Genomic DNA, 12,858 nt, shown 5'->3' on the forward strand with positions numbered 1-12,858 from the left:
TAAATAGGGACGTTATGACAATAAAAGGAAGTGCGATTCTCATTGTACTTGTTGTCTCATTGGCCTCATGCAGCAACAGACAAACAGGAGAGGTTTCCGTAAAGGAAGACCTCATTGCAAAACAACTGTTACAAGGCATCTGGGTGAACGATGAAACAGAAATGCCGTTGATGCGCATCGAAGGGGATACGGTATATTATGCCAACCCGCAAAGCGCTCCCGTACCTTTCAAGGTTGTTCACGATACAATCTACATATACAGCAATGAACCGGTGGCCTATAAGATAGACCGTCAAACGGAATACAGCTTCTGGTTCCACTCGCTGGCCGACGAAGTAATTAAACTGCATAAATCAGAGAATGCGGAAGATTCTTTGGTTTTCACCAGTCGAGAAGTGGAGGTCATTTCTACTACTCCGGAAGTGATAAAGAAAGACAGTATCGTAACATACAAGAATACAAGATATAGGGGATATGTATATATCAACCCCTCAAAGATGAAGGTTTTCAAGACTTCCTATTCTGAAAATGGAATCAGTGTGGACAATGTGTATTATGATAATGTAATCCACATCTGTGTATACGAAGGGAAGAAGATGCTTTATGGCCAGGACATCACTAAAAAGATGTTTGCGGATATATTCCCTGCCGAAATGCTGGACCAGGCCATTCTTGCCGATATGAATTTCATGGGTGTGGATAGTAAGGGGTACCATTATCAGGCAACCCTCGGCATACCCGAAAGTTCCGTATACAATTTGGTAAATATGATTATTGGTTTTGACAATACAATGAACATAGAAAAAGCGGAATAAATCCGCTTTTTCTATTTCTTTTCTTCACCACAATGTTTATTTCTTCTCGCCGCCATTCTGTGGACGTTTGGCTCTGGGCTTTCCACCTTTACTGTTGTTACGGCCGTTCTTGTTTCCTCCTGGCTTACGTCCGTTTCCACGGCCGCCCCGTCTTCCTCCGTCAAATGCTCTCGGCTTGTATTCGGGGGCTTCGCCCAGCTCCTCGGGAACCGGTATCTTATAGATGTCCCTATCCAGGAATTTTTCGATATTCTTAAAGTTCCCCTGCTCCTTTTCGGAAACGAAAGTGATGGCTACGCCGTCATTATTGGCACGCGCCGTACGTCCGATGCGGTGCACATAATCTTCACTGTCGTGGGGAACGTCATAGTTTATCACCAGACGGATGTCATCGATATCAATACCTCTCGCAACGATATCTGTAGCTACCAGGATATTGATACGTCCTGCCTTGAATTCGTACATCACTTCTTCGCGCTGTGCCTGCTCTAAATCGGAGTGCATTTCACCAACGTTCAGTTTCATCTGCTTCAAGGCTTTGGTCACTTCCTTCACTTTCAGTTTGGAAGAAGCAAAGATGATGACGCGTTCCGGCGTCTCCTCTGCAAAGAGGCTACGGATGATGCCCAGCTTCTGATTCTCGTAGCAGACATAGGCTGCCTGCACAATCTTTTCCGCTGGTTTGGAAACCGCCAACTTCACTTCGGCGGGATTGTTCAGAATGTTGCCAGCCAACTGTTGTATCTTGGCAGGCATGGTAGCAGAGAACATAATGGTCTGCCGCTCTTTAGGGAGAAACTTGACAATCTGCATAATGTCATCATAGAATCCCATATCCAGCATCCGGTCTGCTTCATCCAAAATAAAATAAGAGACACGCGAAAGGTCTACATAGCCAAGACTGAGGTGGGCTATCAGACGTCCCGGAGTGGCAATGACAACATCTGCACCCAATGTCAAACCTCTTTTCTGCTGTTCGAACAGAACTCCGTCATTACCGCCATACACTGCCACACTGGAAACCGGCATGAAGTAGGAGAAGCCCTCCATCTGCTGGTCTATCTGTTGTGCCAACTCACGGGTAGGAGCCATGACAATGCAATTGATAGCATCGGCAGGGTGTCCACCTTCTGAAAGCTTGTTCAATATAGGCAACAAATATGCAGCTGTTTTTCCCGTTCCGGTTTGTGCCACCGCTATTAAATCTCGGCCTTCAAGTATAACGGGAATTGATTGTTCTTGTATGGGGGTGCACTCTTCAAAGCGCATGGCATCCAGTGCCTCCAGCACATTGCCATTCAAATGTAGTTCTGAAAACTTCATGTATCTCTTTTAAATTTGAGCACAAAGATAGGACTTTTTTTTGAATGTACTAATGAATTAATGGATATCAATGTATGAATCCTTGAAACCTAAGAAGTAAAGTACCCCGTCCAAACCAATGGTGTTGATGGATTGCTTGGCATTGGCAACTACTTTGGGCTTTGCATGGAAAGCGATTCCAAGGCCGGCAATTCCCAGCATGGGCAGGTCGTTGGCACCGTCGCCCACAGCAATAGTCTGCGCAATATCCACTTTCTCCACCTGAGCTATCAAACGCAGCAACTCTGCCTTACGCTTACCGTCGACTACATCACCGAGATAGCGGCCGGTCAGTTTGCCATCCTCTATTTCCAACTCGTTGGCATACACATAGTCTATACCGTACTTCTTCTGGAGGTACTGCCCGAAGTAGGTAAACCCTCCCGAAAGAATAGCTATCTTGTAACCGTATTTCTTCAAAACATACATCAGGCGATCCACACCTTCCGTAATGGGAAGATTCTCTGCAATCTCCTGCATCACGGACTCATCCAATCCTTTCAACAAAGCCACTCGTTCGCGAAAGCTCTCGATGAAATCTATCTCACCACGCATGGCACGTTCGGTAATGGCCTTCACCTGGTCGCCCACACCTGCACGTATGGCCAATTCATCAATCACTTCCGTTTCAATCAGCGTAGAGTCCATATCGAAGCAAATGAGGCGGCGCATCCGGCGGTACATATTGTCCAACTGGAAAGAGAAATCCATTTCCAGTTCGGTTGCCAGTTTCATTAACTGTTCTTGCATGGCAATACGGTCTTTCGGAGTGCCACGAACGGAAAATTCGATGCAGGCGCGTGTACGCGATTCGCATTCGTCCAGCGGGATACGTCCTGTAAGGCGCTTGATGGCATCGATATTCATGCCTTGCTCTGCAAGAATACGGGTAACGGCAGATATTTGACGGGCAGACAACTTACGCCCCAATAAAGTAAGAATATAGCGGTTCTTTCCCTGCATATTCACCCAATCCTCGTACTCTTTGGTAGTAATGGGGTAGAAACGGACAGTCACTCCCAGGGAGGAAGCCTTGAAAAGCAGTTCCTTCATAATGAACCCCGAGTGTTGTTCTTCCGTCTTGCACAAAATGCCCAACGAAAGAGTATTGTGAATATCTGCCTGGCCAATATCCAGAATGGTAGCATCATATTTCGCCAGAATTTCCGTCACGGAAGCTGTCAGTCCCGGACGGTCTTCACCCGTAATACGTATCAGGATGAGTTCAGTGTTCAATGGTTGCATAAGTCATCTTTTTGATAGAATAATAGGCTACAAAAGTAAGGAAAATTCCCACTATTTATGCTAAATAACATAAAAATATGCCTCTAAAAAGTGAGAAAAATGCTTGTTTATTTGGAAGTTTGTTTAGGAATTACTTACCTTTGCACCCGATTTCACAATTAAAAGCTTTGATTATCAGTGTATTTATCACTATTCAAGGCTTTGACAAGACGATGTTCCGGGAAGAAATCACTGTTGAAGGACAGTCCCGGATAGTATTAACCAAAACCGTGCCGCATGAAATATGCAAAATGGATTTTTGTTGTATTACTAATAAGTTCCTTGACTTCTTTTGTAGAAAAAGACAAACCTACCGGAGGTTTGAATGTGGGTGACATGGCCCCGGATTTCAAAATCCAAACCATGTCGGCAGAGCAATCCCAAACCGAACTTTCAGACTTGAAAGGAAAGTATGTATTGCTCAGTTTTTGGGCAAGTTACGACGCGCAGTCCCGGATGCAAAACGCAAGTTTGAGCAATGCGCTTCGCTCTACTGCCCGCAACAATGTGAAGATGGTTTCAGTTTCATTCGATGAGTATCAGTCAATCTTTGAAGAAACCATCCGTAAGGACCAAATAGTTACGCCCACTTGTTTCGTGGAAACTAAAGGCGAATATTCCGGCCTCTTTAAGAAATATCGCTTAGGCCGCGGATTCACTAACTATTTACTGGATGATAATGGTGTAATTATTGCCAAAAACATCTCTGCTGCAGAACTTTCCGCTTACTTGAATTAAGCTTGCTGATGCCCGGTGCATACAACAGCAACTTAAAAAACCTGTAAGACGAAAGTGAGGGTGTTCCCTAGAAACCGACGTCTCTTTCCGGCAAAAAAGGGAACAGAACAAAAGAGGAAAATGAATACAACAAAAAGCCCCTCCCGCACTTGTACAACGCAAGAGTGGGAGGGGCTTCTTATTTTAATGGGCTTCCAGAGACAAACATCCTAAACCTCTGCTTTAGTACGCCAAACCTCAACTTGAGCAAGCTGAAGTAGAGGTTTAGAATGCTTATTTCGGCGCTTTCCTATATAGATAGAATGCAATGAAGGCATACATTATATTCGGTATCCACACAGCGATGACCGGAGGCATGTTGCCGTTCACGGCAAATGTGGAAGCAATGGTCTGAAACAGAATATAAGAGAAACTCAATGCCAAGCCTATACCTAAATGCAATCCCATTCCACCTTTCGTTTTCTTGGAAGACAAAGACACTCCAATCAGCGTCAGGATAAAGGAGGCAAACGACATGGCAATGCGTTTGTGGTACTCTATCTCAAATTCCTTAATGTTGGCAAAGCCGCGTTGCCGCTGCCTGTTGATGTACTCGCTTAGCTGAGGGCTGGTCAACATCTCCTGCTGGTTCTTCATAATCAGGAAGTCGGCAGGCTCCATAAAAAGGGTAGTGTCTATGCGGTCACCCTTCGTGATACTCTCCTTCATGCCATCCATCTGGCGAATCATATAATCCTTGATTTTCCACTTATGCACGGCCGTCGTGTCGTAGGTAATGGAACGGGCTGTAAGGTGGGAGACCAGTTGCTTGTCATTGAACTTGTCCAAAGAAAAGCGATAACCGGTCTTGCTGTAGTCTTCAAAACGTTCGATATAGGCAATTACCCCCGAATCCACTTCCAGCTGGATGTTCCGTGCCGTATTCGCCTTACGGGGTTTGTAGTACTTGTCCTCAAAATTGATACGTGTCACACTGCCTTTGGGAATGACATAAGACCCGAGGCAGAACGTCACTACCGCAATGATTGCCGCAGATACCATATAAGGGCGCAACATACGCTTGAAACTCATTCCCGTAGAGAACATGGCAATAATCTCCGAGTTCTCCGCCAGTTTGGAAGTAAAGAAGATTACGGCGATAAATACAAACAGCGGACTGAACAGATTGGCAAAGTAGGGGATGAAGTTCAGATAATAATCAAAGACAATAGCATTCCACGGCGCTTCATGAGACATGAAGCGGTCCATCTTCTCGTTGAAGTCGAACACCACCGCAATGGAGATAATCAATGCGATGGCAAAGACATATGTACCCAGGAACTTCTTAATAATGTACCAGTCCAGCCGCTTCAGGAATTTACCTCTCGGCAGCTTTATATTCTTCCATATCCTCCAGTTCATTTTTCTCATAATCTTGTCGATACGCGTTTCACCATCATCGGTTTCCAGGTAGCAAAGTCGCCTGCAATGATATGCTTACGTGCCTCGCCTGCCAGCCACAGATAGAAAGCCAAGTTGTGGATAGATGCTATCTGCATGGCAAGCAGCTCTTGTGCATGGAACAGATGGCGCAAGTATGCCTTGCTGTACATGGTATCTACGTAGGAGGCACCGTCTGCTTCAATGGGAGAGAAATCCATTTCCCATTTTTTGTTGCGCATGTTCATGATGCCGTCCTTGGTAAACAACATGCCGTTGCGTCCGTTGCGGGTAGGCATCACACAGTCGAACATATCGACACCGCGTTCAATGCCTTCCAGGATGTTTACCGGGGTCCCGACTCCCATCAGATAGCGAGGCTTGTCTTTGGGAAGAATACCATTCACCAGCTCAATCATCTCGTACATCTTGTCTACAGGCTCGCCCACAGCCAGACCGCCAATGGCATTACCGTCAGCACCTTTAGAGGCGACAAACTCTGCCGACTGCTCGCGGAGGTCGCGATAGACGCAACCCTGCACAATGGGGAATAAGGATTGCTGATAACCGTACTTCGGTTCCGTTTCATTGAAACGCTTGATACAGCGGTCCAGCCAGCGATGTGTCAATCCCAGTGATTTTTTGGCATATTCGTAGTCCGAATCCCCCGGAGGACATTCATCAAAGGCCATCATGATGTCTGCACCGATAGTCCGTTCTATATCCATCACCTTCTCCGGCGTAAAGATATGCTTGCTACCATCGATGTGCGAACGGAATTCCGCACCTTCTTCGCGCAACTTGCGGATACCGGACAACGAAAATACCTGGAAGCCGCCACTATCTGTCAGCATAGGACGGTCAAAGCCGTTGAACTTATGCAGTCCACCGGCTTTTTCTATCACTTCCAGTCCCGGACGCAGATAAAGATGATAGGTATTACCCAATATAATCTGCGCCTTTATATCCTCTTTCAGCTCAGGCAGATGCACGCCTTTCACTGTTCCCACTGTACCTACCGGCATAAAGATAGGTGTCTCAATCTGCCCGTGGTCAGTAGTAATCAGTCCGGCACGTGCATTGGTCTTGCTGTCTGTATATTGTAACTCGAATGTCATTCCTCTTTCTTTTCGGTCTTTTCTTTCTTTACGGACAAGTCGATGGCATCGGCTACTTTTTCATCAGTCAGCGCAATGGCAAACACTTCCTTAATATCTTTCACATAGTGGAAAGTCAGTCCTTTCAGATATATATCCTGTATCTCTTCTATATTCTTGCGGTTCTCGTCGCTCAAGATAATCTCCTTGATACCGGCACGCTTGGCAGCCAGTATCTTCTCCTTGATGCCTCCTACTGGAAGTACCTTACCGCGAAGTGTTATCTCTCCCGTCATGGCAAGATTGGCCTTCACCTTTTTCTGGGTGAGGGCAGAAGCGAGGGAGGTAGCCATCGTGATACCGGCAGACGGACCGTCTTTCGGAATGGCACCTTCGGGCACATGGACGTGGATGTTCCAGTTATCAAAAATCTCTTCGTCAAGATTCAGCAGGGAGGCATGCGCCTTGATGTATTCCAATGCCAGCATGGCCGACTCTTTCATTACATCACCCAAATTACCGGTCAATGTCAAACGTCCGCCCTTGCCACGGCTCAGGCTGGTTTCCACGAAAAGTATTTCACCACCTACGGCAGTCCACGCCAGACCGGTCACCACCCCTGCATACTCATTACCCTGATACTTGTCCCGGGTATATTCGGGTGCACCCAGGAATTCATACAAGTCTCCCGGTTTTATTTCGGTCTTCGCAAAATAACCGTCCGTAGCATATTGGCGTGCAGATTTACGGAGTATCTTTCCGATTTTCTTTTCCAGTTCGCGCACGCCGCTCTCACGGGTATAATTCTCTATAATGGCTTCCAGTGTGTTCTTCGGAATCTTGATATCATTCTTTTTCATACCGTTTGCCTCCAATTCCTTCGGAACCAGATGGCGGCGGGCAATCTCAATCTTTTCTTCCGTGATATAGCCGCTTACCTCAATCAGCTCCATACGGTCCAGCAACGGTCCGGGGATGGTATTCAGATTATTGGCAGTAGCGATGAACATCACTTTGGACAAATCATAGTCCACATCCAGAAAGTTATCATGGAATGTAGTATTCTGTTCCGGGTCGAGCACTTCGAGGAGGGCAGAGGAGGGGTCTCCTTGGCGGTCGGCACTCACCTTGTCTATTTCATCCAGAATAAATACCGGATTGGAGGAGCCTGCCTTTATCAGATTCTTGATAATCCGTCCCGGCATGGCACCGATATAGGTTTTACGATGACCGCGAATCTCAGCTTCATCATGCACGCCTCCCAGCGACATACGGATATACTTACGCTTCAAGGCGGCAGCAATGGAACGCCCCAAAGAGGTTTTTCCCACACCCGGAGGGCCATACAGGCAGATGATGGGTGATTTCATATCGCCTTTCAGCTTTAATACAGCAAGATGTTCCAGAATGCGTTCCTTCACCTTCTCCAAACCATAATGGTCTTTGTTCAGTGTCTTTTCTGCATTGACAAGGCTCAGATTATCCGTCGTATAAATGCCCCACGGCAAACTAAGCATCGTCTGCAGATAGTTCAGCTGCACGCTATAGTCGGGAGACTGGGGATGGGTACGTTCCAACTTATCCACCTCTTTCAGGAACGTAGCCTTCACCTCATCATTCCATTTGATGGTCTCCGCCTTCTTACGCATCTCCTCTATTTCCTGCTCTTGACCGCCGCCACCCAGCTCATCCTGAATGGTTTTAATCTGCTGCTGCAGGAAATACTCACGCTGCTGCTGGTCTATATCCTCACGTGCACGCATCTGGATAGACTCTTTGATTTCGGCAAGCTGCACTTCACGATTCAGAATCTCAAGCAGGCGGTAGGTACGCGCCCGCAAAGAGTCGATACGGAGCAGTTCTATCTTTTCGTCTTTCTTGAGTGGCAGGTTCGTACAGATAAAGTCTACCAAAAACATTGGATTGGTAATGTTCTTGATGGCAAATGCCGAATCCTGCGGAAACATATCGGATGACTTGATGTAGCGTACTGTCAAGTCTTTACACGCCTCTACCAATGCATGGAATTCCTTGTCATTCTTCTCCGGAAGTTCTTCATTCAGCGTAGCTATCCGTCCCTTCAGATAAGGAGTCGTATCCGTAATCTCCTTCAGTTCCATACGTTTGGAGCCTTGCAGAATGACTGTAGTCGTCTGGTCTGGCATTTCAAGCACACGTACTATCTTGGCAACTGTACCGATGGTATGTAAATCCTCAAACAGAGGTGTCTCTGTTTCAGCCACCTTTTGGCATACAACAGCTATATAAGAATTTTTCTTTTCTGCTTCACGCACCAATTTGAGGGAAGATTTTCTTCCTACAGATACCGGCATAAACACCCCAGGGAACAATACCATATTTCGGAGAGGCAATATCGGTAAAACCTCTTCTACCTCAATGTCCATCAATTGTTCTTCATTCCCCTCAAAATCAGCAATTACAGAGAAAGCGTTTCCGCTTCTATCTTCGACATCACTCAGGTAATTTCTTTTCTTCATTTCTTTCTTTTTAGTTTATGTCATATTGGCAGGCCAATAAAGCGCCTGCAAAGTTAAGCTATTTCTTCATAAATAAACGTTCTTCACCCTTTAAAAAGACAAAAACAGTGCCAATTTTATGACAAATATGCAGGCTTTGATTATTTTTGAGCCCAATTAAAGAAGATAAACATGCCAAAATCATCTTTTAAGTTTAAACAATTTACCATATTTCATGATAAATGCGCCATGAAGGTCGGCACAGATGGTGTACTACTTGGGGCATGGGCCCCGGCAGACAAAGCAAAGCGTATACTGGACGTTGGAACCGGTACCGGATTAATAGCCTTACAGTTAGCGCAAAGGAATCCGCATGCCCGGATTACTGCAATCGAGATAGATGCGGCTGCAGCCGGACAAGCCACAGAAAATGTATCTCACTCTCCATGGGCCGATAGAGTAGAGGTCATATGTCATGATTTCCGAGATTATCAGCCGGAAAACAGATTTGACCTCATCGTTTCCAATCCTCCCTATTTTATAGATGCGTTGAAATGTCCTGACGAACAAAGGTGCACAGCACGGCATGCGGGCAATTTGAATTACGATTTACTGTTTCATCGTTCGGCATCTTTGCTTGAAGAGCAAGGAGTCGTAAGCATCATTATTCCAGCGGAAGCTGAAAAAACGGTTGTGGATACAGCTTGGAACCATAAGTTGTTTCCATTGCATCGTGTGCAAGTCTTCACCAAGCCCGGAAAACCGTGCAGACGGGTATTGCTGAACTTTGGTTTTGAAGCAAAAGAGTGTAGAGAAGAGAAACTCTGTATTGAGGTGAATCACAATGAGTTTACCCCTGAATATGTAGCTTTAACGAAAGATTTCTATCTGAAAATGTAATTTTAATTGCATAAAACTTGCCTAAATGTTTGGTTGGTATCAGAATTGTTTTTACCTTTGCACTCGCTTTTCAGAAGTAAAGTATTCGGGGTGTAGCGCAGTCCGGTTAGCGCACCTGCTTTGGGAGCAGGGGGTCGTGGGTTCGAATCCCGCTACCCCGACAGAAATTAATAAGCTACTGATTTTTCAGTAGCTTATTTTTGTATATACCCTCTTTCCCACTTATCCAAATAGCAGCGTAAAGCAACTCCCTTTTCCCACAGTAGACTGCACCGTGATATTCCCTCCATGCCGGTTCATCACTTGTTTACATAAACTGAGCCCGATGCCCGAACCGGAAGGCTTGGTGGTGAAGAACGGTACAAAAATCTTATCTTGCACTTCCGGCAGAATGCCTTCACCATTGTCACTGACAGTGATTAGGCATTGCCACGAGAGGGCGGGTAGCATCTTCACTTCTATCCGGGGATGCTCTTTCCTGCTACATGCCTCTTTGGCATTTTTAATCAGATTAATCAGTACTTGTTCTATCTGTGTCCGGTCTATCTGGAGTATGCGGTCGGTCTCCGGAAGCTCTATCCGGATATACTCTTCCGAAAACAGCTTCTGCAAATCCTGCAACAGCTCGCGGACGGCAACCGGACGACGGACGGGGGCGGGAAGTCTTGTCAGCTTCCGGTAATTCTCCACAAACTCCAACAACCCCTTACTACGGCGGTGGATAGTCTGCATTCCCTGCCGCATGACGGGATAGTTCTTTTCCGACATTTCCCGCTCGCTCAAGGTTTCGGAGAGGGAGATGATGGGAGTGATTGAATTCATTATTTCGTGCGTCAGCACACGTATCAGCTTTTGCCACGCTTCCATCTCATTGCGTTCCAGCACGCGGGTACGGAAATTCCTCATCGCTTCGGAAAGCTCGTCCACCATATCCTCCATAGACCGGTTCTTGTAGGGAGAACGGAACGACAGCATCATGTCGTCATAGCGCAGGCTCTCTGCCAGATGGCGCATCATGCGCACCTGCATCATCTGCAGGCGGTACAGATGAACGGCAATCGCCAGCAATATCAAAAAAGCCATCAGTGCACTGAACCACAGTCCGGCATCCACCAGCAGATAAACGCCGACCGAAAGGAAGGCTATGCCGATGATGTGCAGTGCCACAATCAATGAATATCGTTTCATAAGCCCAGTTTTTCAAGTTTCCGGTACAAGGCGAAGCGAGTAATGCCCAAGTATTCGGCGGCACGGGTCACATTTCCTTCACTGAGCCGCATGGCACGTTCCACAGCCTGCCGTTCCAATTGCTCCAAGTTGAGGACTTCTTCTTCCTTCTTCTGACGGGAAACAGAAGCTTGGAACATAAAGTTCTCCGGACGAAGCAGAGAACCGTCTCCCAATATGACAGCACGTTCCACTGTATGCTGCAACTCACGTACATTACCCGGCCAGGCATATTTCAACAACTTGTTTTTCGCCTCCCGGGTCAGCCCGCGCATCTCTTTCTGATATTTGCGGGCATACCGTTGCAGGAAATACTCTGCCAGCAGGAGGATGTCGTTTCCGCGTTCCCGCAGAGGTGGAATATGCAACTCGATGGTGTTGATGCGATACAGCAGGTCTTGGCGGAAGTCTCCTTCGTCCACCAGCCGACGGATGTCTGCATTGGTGGCGCAGATGAGCCGCACATCAATGGGCGTAGCCTGCGTACTTCCCAAACGACTGATACAACGCTTTTCGATGGCAGTCAGCAATTTGGCCTGCATGGGCAGGAAAAGGTTACCTATCTCGTCCAGAAAAAGCGTACCGCCGGTTGCCACTTCCATACGTCCAGCTTTCGCTTTCCGTGCATCGGTGAAGGCGCCTTTCTCGTAGCCGAACAACTCGCTTTCGAACAACTGTTCGGGGATACTGCCGAGGTCTATCGTAACAAACGGCTTTCCATAGCGGGGAGAATTGCGGTACAGCAGGCGGGCAATCACATCCTTTCCGGTTCCATTCTCACCCAATATAAGTATGTTGGCATCCGTATCGCGCAACTTCTCCACTGTAGAGAAGACTTGCTGCATGACAAGAGAATCACCGATAATAACCTCTTCGGAGCCTCCCGCTGTGGCATTGCTCAGAACTTCCACCTGCTCCTTCAGCAGATTTATCTCGGTCCGCGAACGACGCAGCTTCATGCCCGAAGAAAGGGTCGCCAACAATTTTTCCTTCTCCCACGGCTTGGGAATGAAATCCGTAGCCCCCGCTTTGATGGCACGCACTGCCTTGTCCGTATCCGCGTAGGCAGTCATGAAGATGACCACTGCTTGCGGGTCGATACTCAGAATCTGCTTCAAGCTGTCGAAACCTTCCTGACCACTGATGGCATCACGGCTGAAATTCATATCCAGCAGAATAATGTCCGGACGGAAAGTGGTCATAAAATGCTCGATGCGGTCGGGGGTCACCGCCACCTTTATCTTCTCGGCGTAGGGTTCGAGAAGAAGGTTCAGTGCAAAAAGCACATCCTCGTTATCATCTACAATCAATATTTTACCAAACTGCTCCATATCTGTTTTCTTTTCGTGCAGGCAAGGCCTACACAATCCCACATCTCTTGTACGGGCAAAGATAAGTATAATATCCATGTGTTGTGCGTGCATTATCGCACTATTTTTGTGCGCAACTGCACACGTTTGGAAAGCTTCGAACCACAACAAACACTTATAATACAATAACTTATACTTATGGCATAGAATTTGAACTTTATAGAGTAAA

The 12,858-nt window shown here is 46.7% G+C and carries 10 protein-coding genes and 1 tRNA gene; 4 read left to right on the forward strand and 7 right to left on the reverse strand.

Annotated elements, in window-relative coordinates:
- The first annotated feature begins 14 nt into the window (after positions 1-14).
- A complete protein-coding gene (locus DW096_RS02455; protein WP_005837141.1) occupies positions 15-815 on the forward strand; it encodes a DUF4738 domain-containing protein in 801 nt (266 codons plus the stop codon).
- Positions 816-851: 36 nt separating this feature from the next.
- Here DW096_RS02455 and DW096_RS02460 read toward each other — a convergent pair whose 3' ends face one another.
- Positions 852-2,138: a DEAD/DEAH box helicase gene (locus tag DW096_RS02460; protein ID WP_016273758.1), complete on the reverse strand. Its 1,287-nt coding sequence runs from the start codon at positions 2,136-2,138 to the stop codon at positions 852-854.
- Positions 2,139-2,195: 57 nt separating this feature from the next.
- Positions 2,196-3,422, reverse strand: coding sequence for a phosphoserine phosphatase SerB (gene serB / locus DW096_RS02465; protein ID WP_005825474.1), 1,227 nt, complete (start codon positions 3,420-3,422; stop codon positions 2,196-2,198).
- A gap of 276 nt (positions 3,423-3,698) precedes the next feature.
- On the opposite strand from serB, the gene DW096_RS02475 reads away from it, so the two are divergent.
- A complete protein-coding gene (locus tag DW096_RS02475) occupies positions 3,699-4,199 on the forward strand; it encodes a thioredoxin-like domain-containing protein (RefSeq protein ID WP_005825473.1) in 501 nt (166 codons plus the stop codon).
- A 273-nt stretch (positions 4,200-4,472) separates the two neighbouring features.
- Here DW096_RS02475 and DW096_RS02480 read toward each other — a convergent pair whose 3' ends face one another.
- From DW096_RS02480 to lon, 3 genes are read right to left on the reverse strand one after another with little or no spacing between them, the layout of a single operon-like run.
- Positions 4,473-5,609 carry an LptF/LptG family permease gene (locus tag DW096_RS02480; RefSeq protein WP_005825471.1) on the reverse strand — a complete coding sequence of 379 codons (1,137 nt, stop codon included), beginning with the start codon at positions 5,607-5,609 and terminating at the stop codon, positions 4,473-4,475.
- Complete coding sequence (gene tgt, locus DW096_RS02485) at positions 5,606-6,736, reverse strand: tRNA guanosine(34) transglycosylase Tgt (RefSeq protein WP_005825470.1); 1,131 nt, start codon at positions 6,734-6,736, stop codon at positions 5,606-5,608. Before tgt ends, DW096_RS02480 begins: the two co-directional genes overlap by 4 nt.
- The gene (gene lon, locus DW096_RS02490; RefSeq protein ID WP_005825468.1) at positions 6,733-9,213 is read right to left on the reverse strand and encodes an endopeptidase La; all 2,481 of its coding nucleotides are present in this window, start codon (positions 9,211-9,213) and stop codon (positions 6,733-6,735) included. Before lon ends, tgt begins: the two co-directional genes overlap by 4 nt.
- Before the next feature lie 171 nt (positions 9,214-9,384).
- Here lon and DW096_RS02495 point away from each other — a divergent pair, with 171 nt between their 5' ends.
- On the forward strand, positions 9,385-10,092 hold the full coding sequence (locus DW096_RS02495; protein WP_005825467.1) for a tRNA1(Val) (adenine(37)-N6)-methyltransferase: 708 nt from the start codon (positions 9,385-9,387) through the stop codon (positions 10,090-10,092).
- An 86-nt stretch (positions 10,093-10,178) separates the two neighbouring features.
- Positions 10,179-10,253 (forward strand) — tRNA-Pro (locus DW096_RS02500).
- A gap of 61 nt (positions 10,254-10,314) precedes the next feature.
- On the opposite strand, the gene DW096_RS02505 is transcribed toward DW096_RS02500, so the two are convergent.
- Positions 10,315-11,280, reverse strand: a complete 966-nt coding sequence (locus DW096_RS02505; protein WP_057281063.1) for a PAS domain-containing sensor histidine kinase — start codon at positions 11,278-11,280, stop codon at positions 10,315-10,317.
- Entirely contained in the window at positions 11,277-12,650 is a 1,374-nt protein-coding gene (locus DW096_RS02510) for a sigma-54 dependent transcriptional regulator (protein WP_057281062.1), read from the reverse strand. Before DW096_RS02510 ends, DW096_RS02505 begins: the two co-directional genes overlap by 4 nt.
- Positions 12,651-12,858 lie beyond the last annotated feature (208 nt).

The organism is Bacteroides sp. AM07-18 (assembly GCF_003602695.1).
Lineage (GTDB): Bacteria > Bacteroidota > Bacteroidia > Bacteroidales > Bacteroidaceae > Bacteroides > Bacteroides uniformis.